This is a genomic window from Kribbella sp. NBC_00359, from assembly GCF_036097425.1.
Classification (GTDB): Bacteria; Actinomycetota; Actinomycetes; order Propionibacteriales; family Kribbellaceae; genus Kribbella.
In genome coordinates this window covers 8,478,375-8,504,034 of record NZ_CP107975.1, presented here as the reverse complement: position 1 = coordinate 8,504,034, position 25,660 = coordinate 8,478,375, and the positions used below count along the sequence as shown (strand labels likewise).

The window sequence follows — 25,660 nt, the reverse complement described above, 5'->3', positions numbered from 1 at the left end:
GATGCCGAGCCTCCGGCGCGGCGGGCCACGGGGCTGTTACTCCCGGCCTTCCCTCGTCGCTCCGGTCGCTTCGCTCCCTGCGCTCCTCAGTCCAGGCCGGGAGGCCCCATGACCTGGAGTACGGCGGACATCCCTGACCTGACCGGACGACGGGCGCTGGTCACCGGCGCCACCAGCGGACTCGGCTACGAGACCGCCCTCGAGCTGCTCAGACACGGCGCCGACGTGCTCGTCGCGGCGCGCAATCCGGCGAAGGCGGCCCAGGCGTCGACCGACCTGGCGCGGGCGTCCGGCCGGGAGCCGACGGTCGTCGAGCTGGATCTGGCCGACCTCACGAGTGTCGAGAAGGCGGCCGACCAGGTCGCCAAGAGCTACGACAAGCTGGATCTGCTGGTGAACAACGCCGGCGTGATGGCGCCGCCGTACCGCCAGACCGCGGATGGGTTCGAGCTGCAGATCGGCACCAACCATCTCGGTCACTTCGCACTGACCGGGCGCCTCCTCAAGTTGTTGCTACAGGCACCGGATCCTCGGGTGGTGACGGTCAGTTCCTCCATGCACAAGACGGTTCGCGGGATCACGCAGGAGGACCTGCGCCGCCCGGCGAGCGGCTATCGCAAGTGGGACGCGTACGGGAAGTCCAAGCTCGCCAACCTCCTCTTCATGCTCGAGCTCGACCGCCGCGCGCGGGCCGCCGGCGTCAATCTGCTGAGCGCCGGCGCACACCCCGGCTACGCGTCCACTCACCTGCAGGCCGCCGGCCCGCAGCTGGCGGGGCAGGAGTTCATGGTGAAGCTGATGGCTGCCGGGAACCGGCTGTTCGCGCAGTCCGCCGCCGCCGGTGCCTGGCCGAGCCTCTATGCGGCGACCAACCCCGATCTGCGCCCCGGCTCGTACGTCGGTCCCAGCTTCTTGGAGTACCGCGGTGCGCCGAAGATCGTGCTACCCACCCGCACGGCGCAAGACCCGGAGCTGGCCAAGCGGCTCTGGGAGTGGTCGGTCGAGGCGACCGGCGTGGATCCGGCACTCACCGTGCCCAGGTAGTGACACAGGGGCAACCTTGTGGTTACCCTCCGGTAATTCCAAACCGGAGGTCGCCCCGTGCGCAGACTCGCAGCCGCCGTCGCAGTCGCCCTCATCCTGCTCACCGTCGGCTCCCGCGCGGACGCCGACCAGGCCGCGGCAGGCTTCAGTACGTCGTACCAACGCATCCCCGGCGCGGACGGGATCTCGCTCGGCGCCGTCGTACTGACGCCGACCGGCCAGGGTGACGGGCCGTTCCCGCTCGTGGTGATGCCGTCGAGCTGGGGTGTGCCGAACGTCGAGTACGTCGGTCAGGGGACGAAGCTCGCGACCGCCGGGTTCCAGGTCATCGCGTACTCGAGTCGTGGCTTCTGGGATTCCGGTGGCGGCATCGACATCGCCGGCCCGCCGACCGTTGCCGACGTCACCAAAGTGATCGACTGGGCCGATCAGCACACCCCGGCCGACACCAGCCGGGTCGCCGCGGTCGGGATCTCGTACGGCGCCGGTACGTCGCTGCTCGCGAGCGCGCGGGACCCACGGATCAAGGCGGTCGGCGCGATGAGCGGGTGGGCCGACCTGATCAGCTCACTCGATCCCAACGACACCGTCGCGCTCCAGTCGGTCGCCGGACTGCTTGCCCTGGGCAACATCACCGGCCGGCCCGGTCCGGAGATGGCGTCGCTGCAGACGAAGTTCGTCACCGGCGACTTCGACGGCGCGATCGCCGAGGCCAGGCAACTCTCGCCCCAGCGATCGGCCGCGACCGTCGTCGATCAGATCAACGCCAACCACCCGGCCGTCTTTCTCGCGAACGCCTTCGAGGACTCGATCTTCCCGCCGTCGCAGTACACGGACTTCTTCACCCGGCTGACCGGCCCGAAGCGGCTGCTGCTCGCCCACGGCGATCACGCCACCCCCGAGGTGACCGGCGCGATCGGCCTGCCCAACGAGACCTGGGACGAGCTCACCGCGTGGCTGCGGCACTACCTCACCGGCGCGGACAACGGCGCTGACACCGAGGCGCCGGTCCAGCTGAAGTCGCAGCGCGGCGTCTGGCGCGGCTACCCGAACTGGGCCGCGGTCGGGCAATCGCGTACGTCGTACCTCACCAAGCCGACCGGATTGTCGCGGACCGGCGCTCTGCAATCGCAGTCGTCGACGGGCTGGACGAGTGGGATCGCGGCCGGCTTACCGACCATCGCGGACAGTGGGGTTGCGCTGGTATCGGGTGCACTGCAAGGGCTGCTGTCGATTCCGACCGGGGTCGCGACGCCGTTGGTGGACAGGTCGTTCGCCGGGGTCTGGTCCGGTCCGGTCTCGACGAGTGCAACTGTCGTCAACGGGGCACCGAAGCTCCATCTCACCATGAAGCCCTCGGGTCCGGACACCTCGCTGTTCGCCTACCTGTACGACGTCGACTCGCTCGGCGTCGGCTCGCTGATCTCGCACAAACCGTTGACCCTTCGCGGCGCGACCCCAGGCAAGCCGCTGCCCATCGACCTCAGACTGGAGGCGACCAGCTGGGAGGTCCCCGTCGGTCATCACCTGGTCCTCGTGGTCGACACGGTCGACCCGCGCTATCTCGGCCACAGCACGATCGGCACCTCGGTCACCTTCAGCTCGCCGGCCGCCGACCCATCCTGGATCACCATCCCGATAGCCTGAGTGTTCTACCCGCTCGAAGGAAGGGTGCCATAGGCAACTACGGTGCGACGGCTCGTCGGTGAGACGCGGTCCGAGCCGGCCTGCGGGCGGTGTCGCCGACCGAGCAGAACCCGGTCAGTGGTATCACCTGACCGGCGGCCAAGGGCAAAGCTGAAGCTCTCCGTCGACGGGCAGGCGCTGAAAACCGCGCGCTCTGGGGATGCGAACACGTCGCACACCAAGGATCCTGGTAAGTACCACCGACCAGGGAGGTGACCGTGCGATGGCCGCTCCCAGTCACGCGCTCGCGCCTCGATCGGTGAGCAGGTTCCGGCCTCCCCGGTTCGGGCTCGGCGGATCGCATCTCGGCGAGTCACCAGGCCCGGACGGCGACGCGACCGCGGTCGCCACCGTCGACGCGGCGTACCAGGCCGGTATCCGGTTCTTCGACACCTCACCGTCGTACGGCGACTCCGAACGGCGACTGGGTACGGCGTTGCAGCGACGGCCCCGAGGTGAGTTCATGGTGTCCACGAAGGTGGCCGGCGACGATGCCCGGGCGTCCCTGCGGGCGAGCAGCGACCGGCTCGGGCTGGCAGTCGATCTCGTGCTCGCCGAGGGCAAAGCGTCGTACCCGGCACTGGACGAGTTGCGGCGCGACGGTGTGATCAAGGCGGTCGGGGCGGTGTCGGCGGAGTGGCGACAGCTCGATGGACTGGTGCGCAATGTGGAGCTCGACTGCGTGCTGCTCGCCGGGCAGTACTCGCTGCTAGACCAGTCTGCGGCGCCATTGCTGGACCGTTGCCTGGCGCGCGGGGTGTCGGTGATCGTGTCGGGCGTACTGACGCCGCAGGTGCTGCAGGCCGATAAGTCGAGCGACCCCGCGGCGATTCAGGCCCGCCGCATCTCCGCGGTGTGCGGGCGGTACGGCGTGTCCCTGCCGCAGGCCGCACTCGCCTTTCCCAGCAGGCATCCCGCGGTCACTTCAGTACTGATCGCGGCCTCGACGCCGGCCGAGATCCGGGCGGACGCGGCGCTGGTCCGGCAGCCGGTGCCGGCCCAACTGTGGCGCGATCTTGAACTCGAGCGCCTGCTCTCCTAGAACTTGTCGCCCGGGGAGCCCGGCGATCCTGGCGAGCTGGGGATGCCGGTCGGGATCCCGGTGGTCGGCAGCGGCGACGGCGTCAGGCTCGGCGTGCCCGTCGACGGGGAACCGGAACCGGAGCCCGGCGGCGGGGTGGTTGGGGTGATCGTCACCGTGACCGTGCCGGTCGGCGTCGGGATCACGGGCTCCGGCTCCAGCGGCTGGGCATGCCGGAACAGCAGCCAGGCCAGGAACACCGCCAGCGCCATGATGACGGCCATCATCAGCAGCGCCAGGACCAGCGCCCATCGCGACGCCGGGCGCAGCACGGCCGGCCACGGCAGCGGCCAGATCCGGAACAGGCCCGGACGGCGCCGGTTCTCCCAGTAGTGCCGGAAGTCGGGTCCGCGCAAACGGCCGAGCTGGGGCACCCGGTCCATCAGGACGGCGGACAGCACCTCCTCGCCGCGACGCTCCGCGATCAGGCGCTCGTCCGACGCCGCGCTGGTCCCGTCGTCGGACCGGATCGGCCCGATCGCGGCCCACAGCGCGAGGTCGTCGTCATCGGAGTCGTTGTGCGCCAGGACGGCCTCGGTCGGCAGGTCGTCGACGGCGTTCACGAACCGCTCCCGCGCGGCCGCGTCGTCCGCGGAGCCCTCGGTCATCATCGCGACCACCGCGTCCCGGCCGGTCTCGTCACTGGCCGTGTACAGGTAGCCGGCCGCGTTCGCCCCGAGCCGCCCGCGCAGCCAGAACTCGCCGACCCGCGGCGGATCCTCCGGCTGCAACGGCAGCGCGGCCGGAATCACCCGCGCGGGCGCGTCGTCCGGCGTCTCCGCCGACCGCACCTCGGCCTGTGATTCGGTCGCAGTCATCACCCCCAATCCCACCACATCCCTGGTAGCACTGTCGCCACAGCCGCCCACACAGCCCCGCCCCACCCCGCCCGAGCCCCGCCTCAGGCGACTCTGTGCACGGGATCCGTACGTCGCGGCCGTCGCCGTACAGATGTGGTGCACAAAGTCGGCGGGGAGTGGGTGGGGTGCGGCGACTTGATCAACCGGGGAGGATGGGGAAGCACCCTGGTGGGCCGTGCGCCCGGGGGACCCGGGGATCTGATGGAATGACCGGTGTTGCGTGAAGTGGGGAATGACAAGGTCCGAGCGCGGACCCCGGAAGGACAGGCATGACCGAAACCACTGTGCCGGCTGGATCGGTGGCCCAGCAGTCCCGGCTGATCGGCGAGGCCCTCAGCGAGGTCAAGCGGGTGATCGTGGGCCAGGAGCACATGGTCGAGACCCTGATGGTGTCGCTGCTCGCCAAGGGTCACTGCCTGCTCGAGGGTGTTCCCGGCGTCGCCAAGACGCTCGCGGTCCGCACCTTCGCCTCAGTGGTCGGCGGCACCTTCGCCCGGATCCAGTTCACCCCTGACCTGGTCCCCTCCGACATCGTCGGCACCCGGATCTACCGGCAGACCCGGGAGACGTTCGACATCGAGCTCGGCCCGACGTTCGTCAACTTCGTCCTCGCCGACGAGGTGAACCGGGCCCCGGCCAAGGTGCAGTCGGCGATGCTGGAGCTGATGGCCGAGCGGCAGGTGTCGATCGGCGGCCAGACCTTCCCGATGCCGAAGCCGTTCATCGTGATCGCCACCCAGAACCCGATCGAGTCCGAGGGCGTCTACCCGCTGCCGGAGGCGCAGCGGGACCGCTTCCTCGTCAAGATCGACGTACCGCACCCGAGGGGGCACGAGGAGTTCGAGATCCTCCGCCGGATGAGCGTCGACCCGCCGGAGCCGCGGCAGGTGCTCAAGCCGGAGACGATCCTGGAACTGCAGCGGTCCGCCGAGCAGGTCTTCGTCCACAACCTGGTCGCGGAGTACGCCGTACGCCTGGTGATGGCGACGCGGACACCGTCCGACTTCCACCTGCCCGACCTCGAGCCGATCATCGAGCTCGGCGTCAGCCCCCGCGCGACGCTGGGCCTGATCGCGGCCGGCCGGGCGCTGGCCCTGATCCACGGCCGGGACTACCTGCTGCCGAGCGACGTCCAGACGGTCGCACTCGACGTGATGGGCCACCGGCTCGGCCTCACCTTCGACGCGGTCGCGGACAACATCGACCCGCGGGCCGTGATCGAGCGGATCCTGGCCACCGTCCCGCCGCCGCAGCCCGTGTGGCGCGACGGCGCCGACGGCACCGGCCGTCCGGAGTTCGTGTAGTGCCCAACCGCCCCGATCCACGAGCTGCGATGACGATCTCGCAGCTCGCTCCCGAACGTGCGCTCCGGCGGCTCGAGCTGACCGTCGTACGGCGTCTCGAGGGCTATCTGCACGGAGAACACCTGGGCCTGCTGCCCGGTCCGGGCACCGAGCTGGCCGAGGCCCGCGAGTACCAGGTCGGCGACGACGTACGGCGGATGGACTGGGCGGTGACCGCGCGGACCACGATCCCGCACGTCCGGGACCTGATCGCGGACCGTGAGCTCGAGACGTGGGCGCTGGTAGACCTGTCAGGGTCGATGGACTTCGGTACGTCGCAACTCGAGAAGCGCGAGCTGGCAGTCGCGGCCGTCGCCACGGTCGGGTTCCTGACCCACCGGCTGGGGGACCGGTTCGGCGGCCTGATGTTGCGCGACTCGGCACTGCGGCGCTGGCCGGCGCGGTCCGGGCGGCTCGCGCTCTACGGTCTGCTGCGGGCACTGCTCGCCGAGCAGTTCAGTGGCGACGAGGAGGCGCGCCGTAGCGACCTGGCCGCCGCGCTCGAGTCGATGGCCCGCACGCAGCGCAAGCGTGGTCTCCGGGTGGTCGTGTCCGACTTCCTCACGCCCGAGGACGGCGAGGTCGACAGCCGGCTCGAGCCGTCCTGGGAGCGTGCGATGCGCAAGCTCACCGCGCAGCACCAGGTCCTCGCGGTGGAGGTCGTCGACCCGCGGGAGCTGGAGCTGCCCAACATCGGCGTCGTCACGATCGGTGACCCCGAGACCGGTGCCGTGCGGGAGATCGACACCCGGCGGCGCAAGGTCCGGGAGGCGTTCGAGGTAGCCGCGCTGGCGCAACGGGAACGAACCAGGGCCGCTCTGCGTAGGGTAGGTGCCGGGCATCTGGTCTTGCGGACCGATCGTGACTGGGTCGCCGACACCGTGCGGTTCGTCCTCGCCTATCGGCGAGTGGCGCCCCGCCTGCACCAACCGCCGAAGGGAGTGGCTCGCTGATGGAGTTCCTGTCTCCGGCCAGGTTGTGGTTCCTGCTCATCATCCCGGTCATCGTTGCCGGGTACATCTACCTCCAGCACCGCCGCGCGCAGTACGCGCTCCGCTTCACCAACATCGCCCTGCTGGACCGGGTCGCTCCGCGCCGCCCGCAGTGGCGCCGGCACCTGGCCGTCACGTTGGCGCTGCTGGCCGCGCTCTCCTGCATCGTGGCGTTCGCGCAGCCGAAGGACCAGGTCAAGGTGCCGCGGGAGCGGGCCACCATCGTGGTCGCGATCGACGTCTCGCTGTCGATGATGGCGACCGACATCGAGCCGAACCGGCTGGAGGCGGCGAAGGAGTCGGCCAAGGAGTTCATCAACTCGCTGCCGGCCAAGTTCAACGTCGCGCTGGTCAACTTCGCCGGTACGGCGTCCATCATCGTGCCGCCGACCACCGACCGCGCCACTGTGCTGCGCTCGATCGACGGACTCGAGCTCGCCGAGTCGACCGCGACCGGTGAGGGCATCTTCACCTCGTTGCAGGCGCTCACCCAGGTCCCGCCGGACCCGGAGCACCCGAACGACCCGGCCCCGGCCCGGATCGTGCTGCTGTCCGACGGCAAGCGGACGGTCGGCCGGACCGCGCAGGAAGGCGCCCAGGCGGCGAAGGCGAAGAACACGCCGATCTACACGATCTGCTTCGGCACCGACTCCGGCTTCATCGAGATGGACGGCATCCGGCAGCGCGTCCCACCGGACCGGACCGAGCTGCGCGCCATCGCCGAAACCACCGGCGGCGAGGCGTACACCGCGGAGTCCGCGGGTGAGCTGAAGGACGTCTACAAGGACATTGGCTCCTCGGTCGGCTACGACAAGGTCGACAAGGAAGTCACCGCCCGGTTCGCCGGCATCGCGATGCTCTTGACCCTGGCCGCCGCAGGCGCCTGCATCGCGCTGGCCACCCGCTTCCCGTAGGCCGGCTCAGCTCTCGTTGTCGCCGTACGCGGTCAGCCACGCCAAGGCGGAGTTCCAGTTCACGGCGTTCGTCTGCCTGATCAGAATCGCGACACGACGGTGATGTAGTTGACACGGCGAGGTTGCTGGTGTTGGAGGGGTCGGTGGTGCAAGATGTACGCAGTGTTCCGCGGGGTGTGGTTGTGCCCGGTGGGATGCTGGTACTGCCGGGTATCGACGACGGTTGTTCGAGAACGCTGGGGAAGGCGCCCCTCGAGCACAGGAGGTCCCGGTGGCGACGACTCGTGGCGTTCTTTACGTCCACACGGTGCCGTCAGCGTTGTGCCCGCATGTCGAGTGGGCCGCGGGCGGCATCCTCGGCGTGCCCGTGAAACTGGACTGGACGCCGCAGCCCGCGGCCCAGGGTCAGTACCGGGCCGAGCTGTCGTGGCAGGCCGAGGCCGGGACCGCGGCGAAGCTGGCATCCGCCCTGCGCGGATGGCAGAAGCTCCGGTTCGAGGTGACCGAGGAGCCGAGCAACGGTGTCGAGGGCGACCGGTACTCGTTCACGCCCGCGCTGGGTGTCTTCCACGCCACCACCGGTGTCCACGGCGACATCATGGTGCCGGAGGAGCGGCTGAAGGCGGCCATGCTGAAGGCGGCGAGCGGCGAAGCCGACCTGACCGAGGAGGTCGAACGCTTGCTGGGCCGGCCATGGGACGACGAGCTGGAGCCCTTCCGGTACGCCGGTGACGGTGCGCCGGTGCGGTGGCTCCACCAGGTCGTCTGAACGGTTCCTGAGAACTTCAGAAGAAAGCTGTGAACGGCAGGACATCCCCGAACTTTTCGATGAGACTGAGCATCAGACATCTCACCAGGGTGGGAGGGGCCGTGGCCGCTGGGCCACCGGGTGTCGGGACACCCCCGGTTGTCGCAAAACAGCGGCCGCACCACGTGAAGGGCGCGGACCTCAGGGTCCGCGCCCTTCGTGCGTCGTGACCAAATCGCCGCTGACGTGGACGGATGTCCGACCTATGGTGGGTCGATGGAGTGGATCCTCGTGGTCTTGGCGGGTGGGGCGTTGGTCGGAGCTGGGCGGCAACTGCTGGTACGGCGGGCCGCCCGGAAGGTCGACTCGGAGGAGCTGGCTCAGATCGAGCGGCTGGCCGGGGAAGACGTGACTGAGTTCGGGGAAGAGCTGGCCCGGCTGGGGGAGCGGGTGCAGGCGGACGACTTGGACGCGGACGGGCGGCTCGACTATCAACGGGCATTGGCGGCGTACGAGGCGGCACAGCAGGCTCTTGCCAAACTCCGATCGGCGAACGACGTCAGTACGATCACCGACACGCTCGCCACCGGGCGGTACGCGATCGTCTGCGTGCTCGCGCGGAGTGCTGGTCAGCCGGTGCCGGAGCGTCGGGTGCCGTGCTTCTTCAACCCGCAGCACGGTCCCTCGACCACAGACGTCGTCTGGAACCAGCCGAAGCACGGGACCCGCAAGATCGCGGTCTGTGCGCAGGACGCGGCGCGGCTGCACGAGGGCGAGGAGCCCGAGGTCCGCATGGTTGTCATCGGCAACCGCCGGGTTCCGTACTGGGAGGCGGGCAAGGCGGTCCTGCCCTACAGCTCGGGCTATTTCGCCCAGGGCGGTGGCGCCCAGTACATCTCCGAGGCGAAGATCACGGGTCCGCTTCATCGGATCGGCGACGGCGGCATGGCCAACGGACTGGGCGACATCGGCCCCGGCCTGTAGCTTCCACCGGCGTCAGGGACACCGGCGACGGCCGTTGATCCGGCGGGCCACCGCGGGTGGTGCGGCTACAGGGGGATGTTGCCGTGCCGACCGCGGACCGTGCCGGTGGACTCTGCCTTCGCGATGGCGGTGGCCAGGGCTGAGCGGGTCCGTTCGGGGACGACGACCTCGTCGACGACGCCGATCTCGCGGGCCCGGTCGAGGCCGCCGGCGATCTTCTCGTGCTCGGCGGCGAGTTCGGCCTCGACCTTCGGGCGGAGCTCGGGGTCGACCTCGGCCAGCTTGCGCCGGTGCAGGACCCGGACCGCGGCGACCGCACCCATCACGGCGACCTCGGCCCGCGGCCACGCGAACACCCGGGTCGCACCCAGCGATCGTGCGTTCATCGCGATGTACGCCCCGCCGTACGTCTTCCGCGTCACCAGCGTCACTCGCGGTACGACGGCCTCCGCGAAGGCATGGAGCAGCTTGGCACCACGCCGGACGACGCCGTCCCACTCCTGACCGACACCCGGCAGATACCCGGGTACGTCGACCAGCACGACCAGCGGGACCCCGAACGCATCGCACATCCGGACGAACCGCGAGGCCTTCTCCGCCGACAAGGCGTCCAGGCAACCACCCAGCCGGAGCGGATTGTTGGCGATCACGCCGACCGTCCGCCCACCGAGCCGGCCGAGCGTGGTGACGATGTTCGGCGCCCACCGCTGGTGCAGTTCGACGGAGGAGTCCTCGTCGAGCACCCCTCCGACCAGCGGATGGACGTCGTACGCACGCTTGGCCGACTCCGGCAGGAATCCGGACAGATCGGTGTCCGGAACGTCGGTGGAGACCGTGCCCTGGTTCGCGAGCAGGTCCGTGAGCTGCCGGGCCCGCTCGATGGCCGCGGCCTCGGAGTCGGTGGTGATGTGGACGACGCCGGAGCGCCGCCCGTGCGGCTCGGGCCCGCCGAGGCGGAGCATGTCGACGTCCTCACCGGTGACCGAGCGGACCACGTCCGGGCCGGTCACGAAGATGCGGCCCTCCGGACCGAGGATGACGATGTCGGTCAGCGCCGGGCCGTACGCCGCTCCGCCCGCGGCCGGACCGAGCACGACGGAGATCTGCGGGATCTTGCCCGACGCCTGGGTCATCGCGTAGAAGATCTTGCCGACCGCGTGCAGGCTGAGCACGCCCTCGGCCAGCCGGGCGCCCCCGGAATGCCACAGGCCGATGATGGGCACCTGCTCCTGCCGGGCGACCTCGTACGCACGGACCACCACGTCGCAGCCCTCGTCGCCCATCGCACCACCCATCACGGTGGCGTCCGAGCAGAAGGCGATGACCGGTGCCCCCGCGACGGTCCCGCGCGCCGCGACCATGCCGGACAGGTTGTCCGGCGTGATCAGCTCCAGGCTGTCCGGGTCGAGCAGGTTCGTCAGCCGGGTGACCGGGTTGCGCGGGTCCTGCTCGCGGGGCAGCTTGGTGGGTTTCGGCGGTGCGGGTGCAGCGGGGGCGGTGGTCATGGCGTCCTCCGGGGGAGAAGGGAACTGCTGGGAGTGCTGCTAGACCGTCTTGAAAGCGATGGCGGCGTTGTGGCCGCCGAAGCCGAACGAGTTGTTCAGCGCCGCGAGGTCCCCGTCGGCCAGCTTGCGCTGCTCCGTCGCGACGTCCAGGTCGATCTGGTCGTCGAGCTTGTCCACGTTGATCGTCGGCGGTACCACCCGGTGGTGCAGGGCGAGCACGGTCGCGATCGACTCGACCGCGCCGGCCGCGCCGAGCAGGTGGCCGATCATCGACTTCGGCGCGGTGGCGACCGCGTGGTCGGCGTCCTTGCCGAGCGCCAGCCGGATCGCCAGCGACTCCGCGATGTCGCCCTGCGGGGTCGAGGTGGCGTGCGCGTTGATGTGGAAGATGTCGGCCGGGGTGAGGTCGCCCTCGACCAGCGCCCGCTCCATCGCGCGGCGTGCACCGGAACCGGTCGGGTCCGGCTGCGCGATGTCGTGACCGTCCGCGGAGATCCCCGCTCCGGCCAGTTCGGCGTAGATCTTCGCGCCCCGCGCCTTCGCGTGCTCGTACGACTCCAGCACCAGGACCCCGGCGCCCTCACCGAGCAGGAAGCCGTCCCGGTCCACGTCCCACGGACGGGAGGCCCGCTCCGGCTCGTCGTTGCGCTTGCTCAGCGCCATCATCTGACCGAACGCCGCCAGCGGCAGGGCCATGATCACGCCCTCGGTGCCACCCGCCAGTACGACGTCCGCGCGGCCGAGCCGGATCTGGTCCAGGGCGAGCGCGATCGCCTCGTTGCCGGAGGCACAGGCGGACACGGGGGCGTGCACGCCGGCCTTCGCGCCGAACTCCAGGCTCACGTACGCCGCGGCCGAGTTCGGCATCAGCATCGGGATGGCCAGCGGCGACACCCGGCGCGGGTTGGTCTTCAGCGCGTCGTAGTTCGACAGGGTGGTGCCCAGGCCGCCGATGCCGGCAGCGACCGCGACGCCGAGCCGCTCCTTGTCCAGTCCGGAGTCCGCCAGGCCCGCGTCGGCCCACGCCTCACGGGCGGCGACCACGGCGAGCTGCGCGTTCCGGTCCAGGCGACGGGCCTTCACCCGCTCGAGCACCTCGGTCGGCTCGACCGCGGCCGGGGCGGCGATCTGGACCGCGAGGTTCTCCACCCACTCGTCGGTCAGCCGCCGGGCGCCGGAGCGACCGGCCAGCAGGCCTTCCCAGGTGCTGGACACGTCACCCCCGAGCGGGGTGGTGGCTCCGAGCCCGGTGATCACGACTCGGGTCTTCGACATCTTTACCTCATCCTTTGCGAGAGATCTGGGGACAGGAGCGAGGGGTGGGTGCGCCGGTGCTGGTGTTCATCGGACCTGGGGCCCGATGAACACCGGCCAGCACGCGTACGGCGCTGTCAGCCGTTCTGGGCGCGCTCGATGAACGCGACCGCGTCGCCGACGGTCTTCAGGTTCTTGACCTCGTCGTCAGGGATCTTCACGTCGAACTTCTCCTCGGCGGCCACGACGACCTCCACCATGGAGAGCGAGTCGACGTCGAGGTCGTCGGTGAAGGACTTGTCCAGCTGGACGTCCTCGACCGGGATGCCGGCGATCTCGTTCACGATCTCGGCGAGGTTGGAACGGATCTCTTCGGTGCTGGCCATCTTCTCGGTTTCCCTTTCGGATTCTGCTTGGCTGACTACAGCCGGGCCGGCCACCTGAGCCGCCCCGGACAACTATGGGCTACGGGAGGCGGATCACTTGCGCGGCGTACACCAGGCCGGCGCCGAAGCCGATGATGAGCGCGATGTCGCCGCTCTTCGCCTCGCCGGACTCGCGCATCGCGGTGATCGCGAGCGGGATCGACGCGGCCGAGGTGTTGCCCTGCCGCTCGATGTCGCGGGCCACCTTGATGTGCTCGGGCAGCTTGAGCGCCCGGCGCATCGCGTCGGTGATCCGCATGTTCGCCTGGTGCGGCACGAACAGGTCGAGGTCCTCGGCCTTCACGCCGGCCACGTCGAGCGCCTGCTGCGCGGTCTTCGCCATCTCGAACGACGCCCACCGGAACACCGGGTTGCCGTCCATCGTGAGGTGCGGCCACTGGTAGCTGCCGGCCGCCTCCTGCCACGACTCCTTCTGGCTGATCACCTTGTACTGCGTGCCGTCGGAACCCCACACGACCGGGCCGATGCCGGGCTCGTCGGTCGGGCCTACCACTGCGGCACCCGCGCCGTCGGCGAAGATGAACGCCGTACCGCGGTCGGTCCGGTCGGTGATGTCGCTGAGTCGCTCGACCCCGATCGCCAGCACGTACTTCGCGCTGCCGCCCCGGACCATGTCGTTGGCCATCGCGATGCCGTAGCAGAAGCCGGCGCAGGCCGCGGAGATGTCGAACGCGGCCGCGGTCGGCGCGCCCACCTCGACCGCGACCCGGGTCGCGATCGCGGGGGTCTGGTACAGGTGCGTGACGGTGGCGACGATGACGCAGCCGATCTGGGCCGGGTCGATCCCGGACTCGGCCAGCGCGTCCTTGGCCGCGTGCACCGACATCATCAGGACGGTCTCGTCGTCGCTGGCCCAGCGCCGTTCCTTGATCCCGGACCGGGTCTGGATCCACTCGTCGCTGGAGTCGATCTGCTCCAGGATCTCCGAGTTCGGTACGACGCGCCGCGGCCGATACGACCCGATGCCAAGCACCCCGGCGTAGGTAGCACCGGTCGAAGCATTGATCGCGATCATTGGTTGCCTCCGTTGGGGTGCAGGCGGACGAGGGGCTGGCCCGGGGCGACCGGGTCGCCTTCCTCGACGAGCCACTCGACCACGATGCCGCCGTGCGGTGCCTTCACCTCGAGCTCGTCGCGCAGGCTCTTCACCTTCGCGACCACCTCGCCGGCCTCGACCGTGTCACCGGACTCGCGGTGGACCTGGTCGGTGCGGGTGAAGGTGCCCTTCATCGGTGCGACCAGCAGCCGCCACGTCGGCGAGGCATCGATCTCGGACGGGCTGCCGTGCTTGTCGACGAACGCGCGGGCGTCGTCGAGCTGGTCCGGCGTCTTGAGCGCGAACGTCTCGACGCCCTTCAGCGCCCGGCGCGCGATGCCGGTCAGCGTGCCGGCCGGCGGCAGCTCGAGGATGCCGGTCACCTGGAGATCGGCCATCGTCTGCATGCACAGATCCCAGCGGACCGGTGCGTTCACCTGCGTGACGAGCCGCCGCAGCACGTCCTGGCCGTCGTGCACGACCTGGCCGTCGCGGTTCGAGATCAGGCGGGTCCGCGGGTCGTGGGTGCTGATCGCGGTCGCGTACTTCGCCAGCGTCTGGACCGCGGGCTCCATGTGCCGGGTGTGGAACGCGCCGGCGACCGACAGCGGGATCAGCCGGGTCTTGGCCGGCGGGTCCGCGGCCAGTGCGGCCAGTTCCTCGACCGTGCCGGCGGCGACGATCTGGCCGGGGCCGTTGTCGTTCGCCGGGGTCAGGCCGTGCTCGGCCAGCTTGGCCAGGACCTCGTCCCGGTCGCCGCCGAGAACGGCGGTCATCGACGTCGCGGTCTGGGCCGCCGCGGCGGCCATCGCCTTCCCGCGCTCGCGGACCAGCACCATCGCCTGCTCGGCCGTGAGTACGCCGGTGCCCGCCGCGGCTGCGATCTCGCCGACGCTGTGCCCGGCGACGGCGCCGACCTTAGAGTAGGCGTCCGCCGGGTGCGGGATCACCGCCAGCGCGGCCAGCAGGCTGGAGGCGACCAGCAGCGGCTGCGCGATCGCGGTGTCCCGGATCGTGTCGGCGTCGGCCTGGGTGCCGTAGTGGGCGAGGTCGAGGCCGGCCACCGCGGAGAGCCAGTTGAGCCGGCTCTCGAAGGTGGGGTCTTCCAGCCACGGCTCGAGGAATCCTGGGGTCTGGGCACCCTGACCGGGCGCGACGATGACGAGCACGTGACAACTCTCCCCTAGGCGGGCCTGTTCGGACCCGGGAAGCAGCACGAATTCTACCGGGCAACACTTGTAGGGATCCTACAAAACGTAGCTTCCCGGCTCAGGATTGAGCAGGCGGCCCAAGGCCAGTGCGACACGAAGTGTGAAAGCGTCTCGCGGGTCCAGCGGGTTGTAGCCCGTGATATCGCCCACACGCTTCAGGCGGTACCGGACGGTGTTGGCGTGGATGAACATCGCCCGGGCGGTCGCCTCGATCGAGCCACCGGAGTCCAGGTACGCCGAAACCGTGTCGAGCAGTACCCCTTCGCCTACGGTGAGTGGACCATAGACGTCGGTGGCGAGCTGGCGGCGGGCGTGACCGTCTCCGGAGAGTGACCGTTCGGGGAGCAGTTCGTCGGCCTGGACCGGTCGCGGCGCACCCGGCCAGGCGGGGGCCGCGCGGAGCCCGGCGACGGCCGCCCGGGCCGACGTCACGGCCGCCATCAGGTCCTTCACGATCGGGCCGACGACAATCGGACCGGGTCCGAAAAAGTGGGCCAGTTTTTGTACGATCTCCACAGGTTTGCTCGTCCCACCGAGCACCACTACGAGGCGGTCGCCCTGCATCGCACACAGCGCGTCGGCGCCCGCCTCGCGGGCCGCGTGCCGGACCGCGTCGGCCACGTTGGCGGTCCCGTCCGGGGCCCGTCCGACCACGACGGCGACCTCCGCGGATCCCGTCGTACCGGCGGCTCCGGACCAGCCGAGGGCGGAGGCGCGGGAGCGGACCGACTCGTCCGCCTCGCCGCGGATGACCGAGTCGACGACGAGCGCCTCGAGTCGCGCGTCCCAGGCGCCGCGCATCTCGGCGGCCTGTGCGTAGACGGTGGCGGCGGCGAAGGCGACCTCGCGGGCGTAGCGCTGGATCGCGCCGTGGACCATCGGGACGTCCTCGGCCGGGAGCAGGTCGCCGACGGTGTCCTCGATCGTCTCGATCGTGGTTCGCACCAGGTCGACGGTCTGGTGCAGCGAGATCACCCGGGTGAACTCACGCGGCGCGGAACCGAAGATCCGGGTCGGCATCGACGAGTGCGCGTCGGGGTCGCGGAACCATTCGACGAACGCCGTGATGCCGGACTGTGCGACCAGGCCGATCCAGGACCGGTCCTGGGCGGACAGCTTCCCGAACCACGGCAGGTTCGCTTCCATCGCCGCCATGGCCGCAGTGGCGAGCGCCCCGGTCGCGTTCTGCAACCGCTCCGCCCGAGCCAGGTGCGCCGTGCTCGTTCGCTTCGCCACGCCCAGACCATAACCCCACCTCCAGCACGCCCTCAGCCCACCAGATGGCGGAAGATGGGGCGTATGAGTGACAAGGCTGGGGTTGCGGACGCGGTGGCGGCGCTGAGGGCGATTGGGTACTACCTCGAGCGCGACCAGCAGCCGACGCATCGGGTCAAGGCTTATCGGCGCGCGGCCGACACCATCGCGGCACTGCCGGCGGCCGAGGTGCGCGCCCGCCGCCGGGCCGGGACGCTGACCGAGTTGCCGGGGATCGGGCCGAAGACCGAGGCCGTCATTCTCGAGGCGATGGACGGCGCGACCCCGTCGTACCTGGTCAAGCTGGAGGAGGCCGCGGGCGCGCTGACCACCGCCGGTACGGCGATGCGCGCGGAACTGAAGGCCGACCTGCACCTGCATTCGGAGTGGTCCGACGGCGGCAGCCCGATCGAGGAGATGGCGCGGACGGCGCACCGCCTGGGCCACCAGTATCTCGCCCTGACCGACCACTCGCCGCGGCTCACCGTCGCGAACGGACTGTCCCGCGAACGCCGCCTGCAGCAACTTGAGGTCGTTGCCGAACTCAACAAGAGGCTGCACGACGAGCTGGACGGGTTCACCATCCTGAACGGGATCGAGGTGGACATCCTCGAGGACGGCTCCCTGGACAGCGACACCGAGATCCTGGCCCGGCTCGACGTCGTGGTCGCCAGCGTGCACTCCAAGCTGCGGATGGCCGCCGAGCCGATGACCGAGCGGATGGTCCGCGCGATCGCGAACCCGCACGTCGACATCCTCGGCCACTGCACCGGCCGGCTGATCACCGGCGGCCGCGGCACCCGGCCGGAGTCCGAGTTCGACGCCGAGGTGGTGTTCGAGGCGTGCCGCCAGTTCGGTACGGCGGTCGAGATCAACTCCCGTCCGGAGCGTCTCGATCCACCCAAGCGTCTGCTGTCTCTCGCGGTCGAGACCGGATGCATGTTCTCGATCGACACCGACGCCCACGCTCCCGGCCAGCTCGACTGGCAGGTCTACGGCTGCGAACGTGCCGAGGACTGCGGCGTCACTCCCGACCGCGTCATCAACACCTGGGATCAGCGGCAACTCGTGGAATGGACAGCGTCATGAGCGATCTGGAGAAGGATCCGGCTGAGGTCGTCAGCACGTGCGGGGACGGGGACGGGCCGACGCTGGAGTTGCTGGAGCCGCGCGAGGTGGTGCTCGGGCGGACGACGAAAGTACGGCGCCTGCTGCCGAACAAGAACCGCCGGATGGTCGGGGCGTGGTGCTTCGTCGACCACTACGGACCGGACGATCTCACTCACCGGGTCGACTCGTACGACGTACCGGGGGAGCGGGGAATGCTGGTCCCGCCGCATCCGCACACGAGCCTGCAGACCGTCAGCTGGTTGTTCGAGGGTGAGATCGAGCATCGCGACAGCGTCGGGTCGCATGCGTTCGTGCGGCCGGACGAGCTGAACATCATGACCGCCGGCAACGGCATCGCACACTCGGAGGTGTCGACGCCGGAGGCGCCGCCGATGCTGCACGGCGCTCAGTTGTGGGTCGCGCTGCCGGACTCCGCGCGGACGACGGTGGCCCCCGCCTTCGACGCGTACGCCGACCTGCCGGCGCTCGACTTCGACGGTGCTCGTGCCACCGTGATGATCGGCACGGTCGCCGGCGTCACCTCACCCGCGCCCGCCTACACGCCGCTCGTCGGTGCCGACATCACCATCGATCCCGGCCGCACGTTGTCGTTGCCTCTCACGCCGTCCAACGAGTACGCCGTACTGATCGTCGACGGCTCGCTCTCGGTCGGGGACCTGGCGCCGGGCTTCGGCGAGATGGCCTACCTCGGCGATCGCCGGGAGTCGGTCGAACTGGTTGCCTCCGACAACGGTGTCCGCTTCCTGCTGCTCGGCGGCGAACCGTTCGAGGAGGAGTTGGTGATGTGGTGGAACTTCATCGGCCGTTCGCATGAGGAGATCGTCGCCGCCCGCGACGCCTGGCAGTCCGCCATCGCCGCGCACGGCAACGACCGTTTCCCGATGGTGCCCGGGTACGACGGCGATCCGCTGCCGGCCCCGGCGTTGCCGGCTATCGCGCTGAAACCAAGGCCGCGGGCGCGCTGACCCGGCGCCGGTAGTAGGCCCAGGTGACCACGAGGAGTGCTGGTCCCCACAAGTACAGCGGGGCGTAGCACGCGATCATCAGCGCCTTCCATCCCATGCGGGAGAACGGGATGAAGTGGTCGGTGAACACGTCGCGGAAGGCGAACGTCCAGATGGCGATCAGGGCTAGCGATCCCAGGACGGCCGGGACGATGGCGGCGTACGGGTGGACGCGGCGGCCGCCGATGAACGGGAGCCACCGGGGCGCGATCTCACCCCAGCGCTGGACCAGGCCGAGCGCGGTCAGGGCGACGAGTTCCGAGAAGATCGTCAGGCAGACGACGTACACCTTCCCGCCGAAACCGACGAGGTAGGCCGGCTGGCCGTCCGTGCCGAGCATGCCCATCGACGAGCCGAAGACCAGCCCGAGCCGCCACAGCCCGGACGGCAACGTCAGGAACGGGATCGCGTGGGCGAGGCGGTAAGCCCAGGGGGGGACAGGACGCGCAGTCGTATTCACCCTCCGAGCATCCGGTGTGGCACCCCGTCCACACCTCACTCGCCAGAGTGAATCGGGTCCCTCTGGAGAGCGTTCAGAGCAAGTCGTGATCGCGCGCGTACGCGGCAGCCGCCGTGCGGGACGGTACGTCGAGCTTGGTGAAGATGTTGGTGAGATGCCGTGCCACCGTCTTGTCACTCAGCACCAGCCGCTGCGCGATCTCGCTGTTGCTGTTGCCTGACGCAACCAAGCGGAGGACCTCGAGCTCGCGCCCGGTGAGGCCGCCGGCCGTCTCGCGGTGCAGCAGCCGCTCCACCTCCTGCCGGGCCGGGACCGCGCCGAGCTCGCCGAAGGTCCGGGCGGCCGAGGTCAGCTCGGCGGTCGCGGAGTCCTCGTCGCCGAGCAGCCGGAACGACCGTCCGACCAGCACCTTCGACCGCGCAACCTCGTACGGCGCCTGAAGCCCACTCCACTGTTGGGTCGCCGCCCGAGCCTGGGGCAGCGCGTCGTCCGGATCGCCACCCGCCAATGCCACAGCGGCCAGGCAGTATGCCGCCGACGCACGCAATCCCCCACACCCGAAGCCGGTGGCGATCGCAGCCAACTCGGCCGCCGCAGCCGAGGCCTCGTCGGGGTACCCACCGGCGAGCAGCACCTCCACCGCTCCCGCGAGCAGCCGCGACCGATGTACCTCGCCGCCGGTCTCACCGAGCAACCGCCGGACGGCGGCAACGGCACCGGGCACGCGACCCCGGGCCAGCAACAGCAGGGCTCGACCCGGCTGCGGCTCGTAGCCGAACCCCGCCGCCTGGTCATAGGCCGTCTCAGCCGACGGGAACTCGCCACGGATCCGCAGGACGTCGCCGCACTCGCTCAACGCGAGCCCAGCGGCGGTCTGGGCGCCTGACGCCGCATAGCGACGGCACGCGTCGTCGAACTCCGCCAACGCCTCCCCATAGGCGCCGTGCAGTCGCAGGATCTGACCTCGATGTACTGCGCACTGCCCGGTGAACGGGACCAGATCCGGCTGGCTGTCGCACCAGCGGGTCAGCGCAGCCGTCCACGCCGACGCGCGAGCGAAGTCCTGCACCTCCTGGCAGCCTTCGATCATCGCGCAGTACACGTTGCCCGCGAAGATCGGCGAGAGCTCACCCGCGGCGACCCCGACCATCGCCTCGTCCAGCAGGGCCAGCCCTTCCGGCACCCGGCCGGAGTACATCAGCAGCCGCCCCTGACAGACCAGCCCCTGCGCCAACAGGTCGGGATCGCCGAACTGGCGCGCCACCTCGACGATCCGGTCGCTCGCGCGCAACGCCCCGGGGAAGTCGCCCTGGTCCAGGCGCCGGAAGAAGTCATGGATCCGGAGATAGCCCCGCTCCACCACGTCTTCGGGTTGGTCCGCCAGCAACCGTTCGGCGCGCGCCGCCCAGCCGGTGCCGATGGCCACCTCACCCCTGGTGTTGAGGACCAGTGCGAGCCAGAAGGCGAACCGGACCGCGCCCAACGTGTCGCCGTCGTCGACCTGGAGGCGGTAGCCGCGCTGGAGCGCGCGGATGCAGGCGTCATTGTCGCCGATCAAGTAGGCCGCGGTAGCGAGGGTTTCCAGATCGCCGGCGCTCAGGCCGGTGCTCGACGACAGCCGGTCGTAGGCGGTCGCCCAGTCGCGCCGTTCGAACGCCGCCCGGGCCCGCTCCAGATCGTCGACGATCCCCATCAGATGCCCCTCTCCGCGAGCATGCACGCTGCGCTCAGGCGGCGGCAAGGCTTCGGTCCGCGCGGGACCGGGCCGCGATGCGGTTGGCGACGTACGCCGCGTCCCGGCCGACCCCCGGCAGCGTCATCGAAGCGAAGGCGTATTGGAACGACAGACCACAGAAGTACAGGCCGGGGACATCCGCGGCCACCCCGCGCAGCTCGCGCGGCCAGCCGTCCTCGCCGGTGACCGGGGCCTTGATCCAGTCGAACACCTGGCGGAAGCCGGTAGCCCAGATCACGTTCGTCACGTCCAGCACGCGGCCGTCGCCCAGCACCGGCAGGCCCTCCTGGACCCCGGTCACCCGGTCGTGGACCCGCTCGACCCCTCGCGCGAGCAGGTCCGCCCGCTTGACCCTGATCATCGGGCCACCGTGGAAGCGCAGTTCCTCCATCGCCGCGCGGGCGATCGGCGACCGCCGCGTGACCAGGTGCCGGCCGATGAACAGGAAGACCGGCCAGAAGAGGCCCTGACCCCGCTGGCCGGGCCGGACCGGGAGCTGTCCGGGGTCGCGTCCGCAGAGCACGGTCTTGTGCGTCTCCGCGACCTCGTAGGCGATGTCGCAGCCCGAGTGCGACCCGCCGACCACCAGCACCGGTCCGGGCTTCAGCTGCCCCGGCCGGCGGTACTCGCTGGAGTGCAGTTGCCGGATCGCCGGATCGAGATCGACCGCGAAGTCCGGCAGGCTCGGCGTCCGGCCGAAGGTTCCGGTCGCGACGACGACGTTGTCGGCCAGGATCCGCTCGCTTCCCACGTCAACGGCCCATCGGCCGTCCACGCATTCGAGCGTGTCCACCCGGGTGCTGGACCGGATCGGCAGGTCGAAGTGGGCGGCGTACGACTCGAGATAGTCGGCGACCTCGTCCTTGCCGGGGTAGTTCCACCGGTCGCCGGGGAACGGTAGTCCGGGCAGGCCGTCGTACTTGGCCGGAGTGAAGAGCCTGAGGGTGTCCCACTGGGCCCGCCACTGGTCGCCGACCCGGGCGTTGCCGTCCAGGATGACGAAGGGCTGACCGAGCTTGCGCAGGTGGTAGCCGGTGGACAGTCCGGCCTGTCCGGCGCCGATGACGATGGTGTTCATGCGAGCCTCCGCTCGTCTGGTACGACGCCGCGCGGGCCGGTGCGGTAGCGCAGCCACCACAGCAGCATCAGCGCGGACGTCACGACGTAGAAGCCGTGCAGGGCCCAGATCGGCCCCGCCGGCAGGTGCACCACGTAGATGCAGTGGACGCCGTTGCCGACATTGGCCAGGACGAGATTCGCCGGACTGTACGACCTGAGGTCGCGGGTCCGGAGCGCCTTGATCAGCATCGGCAGCGCGCTCGACGCGAAGAGGATGGTGGACACCGTCCCCGCGAGCAGAGCAACGCTTGCGCCAGTCATGCCACTGACGCTAGGTATCCGGGCCTGCCCGCCGCGTCGGACGGACTACGCAACCTGCCCGCCCGTTCCTACGAGGTTTGTCGTACGCCGGATCGACGGGGTGTCAGAGCTCGATCCAGTAGCGGCGGGTGGTGCCCAGCCAGGTCTCGCGGATGTCCTCCAGGACGCCGCCGTTGCGGTCGATCGTCTTCGCCGACGCGGTGTTGTCGTCGTCGCAGGTGACCAGGACCCGATCCATGCCGCGCTTGCGGGCTTGGTCCAGCACCTCGCCGAGTGCCCACGCCGCCAGCCCGCGACCCCGTGCCGAGGGACGGACGCCGTACCCGATGTGACCGCCGCCCTCGAGCAACTTGCCGGTCAACGCGTGCCGGAGCGTGATCGCGCCAAGGTAGTTGCCGTCCTCAACGATCCACCAGTACGTCGCGTGCACCCGATCGGGGGCGAGCGCACGGGAGTCGTCGCTCTGCCGACGCAACCGCTCGACCCACTCGGCGAACCCTTCGAGCAGGCGGCGATCCCACCGAGTTTCGCCGCGGAGAAGACGAGGGCCGCTCACCCCGGTGGGGTGAGCGGCCCTGAGGAAGCCGGCCGAGGTCAGGCGCCGGCGCCCTCCTGCTTGACGCCGGCGACCGCGGTCGGGTCGTCGATGCGGTACTTGCGGGCCGCCTCGGCGGCGACCTCCGGCTTGACGTCCCCGCGCTTGGCCAGGATCTCCAGCGTGGCGACGACGATCGACTCGGCGTCCACCTGGAAGTGGCGCCGCGCCGCGGCCCGGGTGTCGGCCAGGCCCCAGCCGTCGGTCCCGAGCGAGGTGTAGTCGTTCGGCACCCAGCGCGAGATCTGGTCCTGCACCGCGCGCATGAAGTCGCTGACCGCGACCACCGGACCCTGGGTGTCCTTCAACTGCTCGGTGATGAACGGCACCTGCTCCGGCTCCTCCGGGTGCAGCAGGTTGTGCTGCTCGGCCGCCACGGCGTCCCGGCGCAGCTCGTTCCACGACGTCACCGACCAGATGTCGGCGGCCACCGAGTACTCCTCGGCGAGGATCTGCTGGGCCTTGCGGACCCACGGCAGTGCGACACCGGACCCGAGCAGCTGCACCCGCGGTACGTCGTCACCCTCGGCGGTCTCGTACTCGTTGAAGCGGTACATGCCCTTGAGCAGCGCCGCGACGTCGAGGTTCTCCGGCTCGGCCGGCTGCGGGACCGGCTCGTTGTACACGGTGAGGTAGTAGAAGACGTCCTCGCCGAACGGCTTGTCCTTGTCCAGACCGTAGCCGTACATCCGGCGCAGGCCGTCCTTCACGATGTGCGCGACCTCGTAGGCGAAGCCCGGGTCGTAGTGCACCGCCGCCGGGTTGGTCGAGGCGAGCAGCGGCGAGTGGCCGTCCGCGTGCTGCAGTCCCTCACCGGTCAGCGTCGTACGGCCGGCGGTGGCACCCACCAGGAAGCCGCGGCCGAGCTGGTCGCCCAGCGCCCAGAGCGAGTCACCGGTCCGCTGGAACCCGAACATCGAGTAGAAGATGTAGAACGGGATCATCGGCTCGCCGTGCGTCGCGTACGCCGTACCGGCCGCGATCATCGAGCCCATCGCGCCGGCCTCGCTGATGCCCTCGTGCAGCAACTGGCCTTGCTCGGACTCCTTGTAGGACAGCAGGAGGTTGCGGTCGACGGCCTCGTACTGCTGACCGTGCGGCGAGTAGATCTTGGCCGTCGGGAACATCGAGTCCATGCCGAACGTGCGGTACTCGTCCGGGGCGATCGGGACGATCCGCTGGCCGATCTCCGGGTCCTTCATCAGGTCGCGGAACAGCCGGACCAGCGCCATCGTGGTCGCCACCGGCGAGTTGCTGCCCTTGGCCAGCGGCTTGTAGACGTCGTCGCCCGGCAGCTTCAGCGAGGTCTTCGGCGCCACCCGACGCTGCGGCAGCGAACCGCCGAGCTGCTGGCGCCGATCCATCATGTACTGGTACTCCGGCGAGTCGGTGCCGGGGTGGAAGTACGGCGGGTTGTACGCGTCCTCGAGGGCGGAGTCCTCGATCGGCAGGTAGAGCCGGTCGCGGAACGCCTTCAGGTCGTCCGAGGTCAGCTTCTTCATCTGGTGGGTCGCGTTGCGGCCCTCCAGCGCCTCGATCGTCCAGCCCTTGATGGTCTGGGCGAGGATCACCGTCGGCTGCCCGACGTGCTCGGTCGCGCTCTTGAACGCGGCGTACACCTTGCGGTAGTCGTGACCGCCGCGGGGCAGCTTGCGCAGGTCCTCGTCGGACAGGTTGCTGACCATCTGCTGGAGCCGCTGGTCGCCGCCGAAGAAGTTGTTCCGGATGTACTCGCCGGACTCGACCGAGTAGGTCTGGAACTGACCGTCCGGCGTGGTGTTCATCTTGTTCACCAGGGCGCCGTCGTGGTCCTGCGCGAGCAGCGCGTCCCACTCCCGGCCCCAGATCACCTTGATGACGTTCCAGCCGGCGCCGCGGAAGTACGCCTCCAGCTCCTGGATCACCTTGCCGTTGCCGCGGACGGGACCGTCCAGCTGCTGCAGGTTGCAGTTGATCACGAAGGTGAGGTTGTCGAGCTCCTCGCGGGCCGCGAGGCCGATCGCGCCGAGCGACTCCGGCTCACCCATCTCGCCGTCACCGAGGAAGGCCCAGACGTGCTGCTGGCTGGTGTCCTTGATGCCGCGGTGGTGCAGGTACCGGTTGAAGCGCGCCTGGTAGATCGAGTTCAGCGCGGCCAGACCCATCGAGACGGTCGGGAACTCCCAGAAGTCCGGCATCAACCGCGGGTGCGGGTACGACGACAGGCCGTTGTGCGGACCGCGGGACACCTCCTGGCGGAAGCCGTCCAGCTGGTCGGCGGACAGCCGGCCCTCGAGGAACGCCCGCGCGTACATCCCGGGGGAGGCGTGACCCTGGATGAAGATCTGGTCGCCGCCGCCGGGGTGGTCCTTGCCGCGGAAGAAGTGGTTGAAGCCGACCTCGTACAGGCTGGCCGCGGACTGGTAGGTGGCGATGTGGCCGCCGACCTCGAGGCCCTTGCGGTTGGCCTTGCTCACCATCACCGCGGCGTTCCACCGGATGAAGGCCCGGATCCGGCGCTCGACGTGCTCGTCGCCGGGGAACCACGGCTCCCGCTCGGGCGGGATCGAGTTGATGTAGTCGGTGCTCCGCAGCGCGGGCACCCCGACCTGTCGCTCCCGGGCCCGCTCGATCAGCTTGAGCATCAGGTAGCGCGCTCGCGCCTTGCCCCGTGCGTCCAGGACGGCGTCGAGCGATTCGACCCACTCGCGCGTCTCGTCGGGGTCGATGTCGGGGAGCTGGGTGGGCATCCCCTCGGTGATGATGGCTGGTGGTTCGTGTCCGGAAGCCACGGTGTCCTGCCGTTCTCTCTGGTTGTCTTCACCGCAATCCTGTCACCTGTTCGGAATGCGTTCTACTTCGCCTTCCACAGGGGCCTGAATCCGGTCTCCCGCGCGTGATGTGAGCGGACACGGTCAGTACCCACCACGCGGATACCGGACACGTCACGGATCCCTAGTGCATACTTGCGCGACGCGGTACGTCACGATGGACTATCGCTACTGAAACCTACCCCCG

Annotated in this window: 23 protein-coding genes; 10 read left to right on the top strand and 13 right to left on the bottom strand. The window is 69.9% G+C overall.

Annotated features, from left to right (window positions below):
- The first annotated feature begins 108 nt into the window (after positions 1-108).
- The 3 genes from OG876_RS41030 to OG876_RS41020 all read left to right on the top strand — a co-directional run bounded on the left by OG876_RS41030 (position 109) and on the right by OG876_RS41020 (position 3,772).
- Positions 109-1,044 (top strand): oxidoreductase, encoded by a 936-nt coding sequence (locus OG876_RS41030; RefSeq protein ID WP_328522136.1) that lies wholly within the window; start codon positions 109-111, stop codon positions 1,042-1,044.
- Positions 1,045-1,101: 57 nt separating this feature from the next.
- Positions 1,102-2,691, top strand: coding sequence for a CocE/NonD family hydrolase (locus OG876_RS41025; RefSeq protein ID WP_328522135.1), 1,590 nt, complete (start codon positions 1,102-1,104; stop codon positions 2,689-2,691).
- Positions 2,692-2,953: 262 nt separating this feature from the next.
- Positions 2,954-3,772: an aldo/keto reductase gene (locus OG876_RS41020; protein ID WP_328522134.1), complete on the top strand. Its 819-nt coding sequence runs from the start codon at positions 2,954-2,956 to the stop codon at positions 3,770-3,772.
- Here the strand turns inward: OG876_RS41020 and OG876_RS41015 are convergent.
- Entirely contained in the window at positions 3,769-4,629 is an 861-nt protein-coding gene (locus OG876_RS41015; protein ID WP_328522133.1) for a hypothetical protein, read from the bottom strand. The two genes, OG876_RS41020 and OG876_RS41015, sit on opposite strands and share 4 nt — an antisense overlap.
- Positions 4,630-4,940: 311 nt before the next feature.
- Here OG876_RS41015 and OG876_RS41010 point away from each other — a divergent pair, with 311 nt between their 5' ends.
- The 5 genes from OG876_RS41010 to OG876_RS40990 all read left to right on the top strand — a co-directional run bounded on the left by OG876_RS41010 (position 4,941) and on the right by OG876_RS40990 (position 9,652).
- Entirely contained in the window at positions 4,941-5,975 is a 1,035-nt protein-coding gene (locus tag OG876_RS41010) for an AAA family ATPase (protein WP_328522132.1), read from the top strand.
- 29 nt (positions 5,976-6,004) lie between these two features.
- The gene (locus OG876_RS41005) at positions 6,005-6,967 is read left to right on the top strand and encodes a DUF58 domain-containing protein (protein ID WP_328522131.1); all 963 of its coding nucleotides are present in this window, start codon (positions 6,005-6,007) and stop codon (positions 6,965-6,967) included.
- Positions 6,967-7,920: a VWA domain-containing protein gene (locus tag OG876_RS41000; protein WP_328522130.1), complete on the top strand. Its 954-nt coding sequence runs from the start codon at positions 6,967-6,969 to the stop codon at positions 7,918-7,920. The genes OG876_RS41005 and OG876_RS41000 overlap by 1 nt, the downstream gene beginning before the upstream one ends.
- Before the next feature lie 271 nt (positions 7,921-8,191).
- Positions 8,192-8,689 carry a DUF3145 domain-containing protein gene (locus OG876_RS40995; protein ID WP_328522129.1) on the top strand — a complete coding sequence of 166 codons (498 nt, stop codon included), beginning with the start codon at positions 8,192-8,194 and terminating at the stop codon, positions 8,687-8,689.
- Between the two features lie 255 nt (positions 8,690-8,944).
- Positions 8,945-9,652, top strand: coding sequence for a hypothetical protein (locus OG876_RS40990; RefSeq protein ID WP_328522128.1), 708 nt, complete (start codon positions 8,945-8,947; stop codon positions 9,650-9,652).
- Positions 9,653-9,717: 65 nt separating this feature from the next.
- Here OG876_RS40990 and OG876_RS40985 read toward each other — a convergent pair whose 3' ends face one another.
- From OG876_RS40985 to OG876_RS40960, 6 genes are all read right to left on the bottom strand, one after another.
- Entirely contained in the window at positions 9,718-11,157 is a 1,440-nt protein-coding gene (locus OG876_RS40985; RefSeq protein WP_328522127.1) for an acyl-CoA carboxylase subunit beta, read from the bottom strand.
- Positions 11,158-11,196: 39 nt separating this feature from the next.
- Positions 11,197-12,432 carry a beta-ketoacyl-ACP synthase II gene (gene fabF / locus OG876_RS40980; protein WP_328522126.1) on the bottom strand — a complete coding sequence of 412 codons (1,236 nt, stop codon included), beginning with the start codon at positions 12,430-12,432 and terminating at the stop codon, positions 11,197-11,199.
- Positions 12,433-12,548: 116 nt separating this feature from the next.
- On the bottom strand, positions 12,549-12,797 hold the full coding sequence (locus tag OG876_RS40975; RefSeq protein ID WP_130446978.1) for an acyl carrier protein: 249 nt from the start codon (positions 12,795-12,797) through the stop codon (positions 12,549-12,551).
- Between the two features lie 79 nt (positions 12,798-12,876).
- Complete coding sequence (locus tag OG876_RS40970; protein ID WP_328522125.1) at positions 12,877-13,872, bottom strand: beta-ketoacyl-ACP synthase III; 996 nt, start codon at positions 13,870-13,872, stop codon at positions 12,877-12,879.
- A complete protein-coding gene (locus OG876_RS40965; protein WP_328522124.1) occupies positions 13,869-15,062 on the bottom strand; it encodes an acyltransferase domain-containing protein in 1,194 nt (397 codons plus the stop codon). The genes OG876_RS40970 and OG876_RS40965 overlap by 4 nt, the downstream gene beginning before the upstream one ends.
- Before the next feature lie 78 nt (positions 15,063-15,140).
- Positions 15,141-16,340 carry a PucR family transcriptional regulator gene (locus OG876_RS40960; protein ID WP_328522123.1) on the bottom strand — a complete coding sequence of 400 codons (1,200 nt, stop codon included), beginning with the start codon at positions 16,338-16,340 and terminating at the stop codon, positions 15,141-15,143.
- A gap of 63 nt (positions 16,341-16,403) precedes the next feature.
- Between OG876_RS40960 and OG876_RS40955 the strand changes: the two genes are divergently transcribed.
- The gene (locus tag OG876_RS40955) at positions 16,404-17,447 is read left to right on the top strand and encodes a PHP domain-containing protein (RefSeq protein WP_328522122.1); all 1,044 of its coding nucleotides are present in this window, start codon (positions 16,404-16,406) and stop codon (positions 17,445-17,447) included.
- On the top strand, positions 17,444-18,454 hold the full coding sequence (locus OG876_RS40950; RefSeq protein ID WP_328522121.1) for a pirin family protein: 1,011 nt from the start codon (positions 17,444-17,446) through the stop codon (positions 18,452-18,454). Before OG876_RS40955 ends, OG876_RS40950 begins: the two co-directional genes overlap by 4 nt.
- Here the strand turns inward: OG876_RS40950 and OG876_RS40945 are convergent.
- The 6 genes from OG876_RS40945 to aceE all read right to left on the bottom strand — a co-directional run bounded on the left by OG876_RS40945 (position 18,420) and on the right by aceE (position 25,434).
- Entirely contained in the window at positions 18,420-18,953 is a 534-nt protein-coding gene (locus OG876_RS40945) for a hypothetical protein (protein WP_328522120.1), read from the bottom strand. The two genes, OG876_RS40950 and OG876_RS40945, sit on opposite strands and share 35 nt — an antisense overlap.
- A 73-nt stretch (positions 18,954-19,026) precedes the next feature.
- Positions 19,027-20,646, bottom strand: a complete 1,620-nt coding sequence (locus OG876_RS40940; protein ID WP_328522119.1) for a helix-turn-helix transcriptional regulator — start codon at positions 20,644-20,646, stop codon at positions 19,027-19,029.
- 34 nt (positions 20,647-20,680) lie between these two features.
- On the bottom strand, positions 20,681-21,766 hold the full coding sequence (locus OG876_RS40935) for a flavin-containing monooxygenase (protein ID WP_328522118.1): 1,086 nt from the start codon (positions 21,764-21,766) through the stop codon (positions 20,681-20,683).
- Complete coding sequence (locus OG876_RS40930; RefSeq protein ID WP_328522117.1) at positions 21,763-22,068, bottom strand: hypothetical protein; 306 nt, start codon at positions 22,066-22,068, stop codon at positions 21,763-21,765. The genes OG876_RS40935 and OG876_RS40930 overlap by 4 nt, the downstream gene beginning before the upstream one ends.
- A gap of 103 nt (positions 22,069-22,171) precedes the next feature.
- Positions 22,172-22,624 (bottom strand): GNAT family N-acetyltransferase, encoded by a 453-nt coding sequence (locus tag OG876_RS40925; protein ID WP_328522116.1) that lies wholly within the window; start codon positions 22,622-22,624, stop codon positions 22,172-22,174.
- Between the two features lie 38 nt (positions 22,625-22,662).
- On the bottom strand, positions 22,663-25,434 hold the full coding sequence (gene aceE, locus OG876_RS40920; RefSeq protein ID WP_442914063.1) for a pyruvate dehydrogenase (acetyl-transferring), homodimeric type: 2,772 nt from the start codon (positions 25,432-25,434) through the stop codon (positions 22,663-22,665).
- Positions 25,435-25,660: the final 226 nt, after the last annotated feature.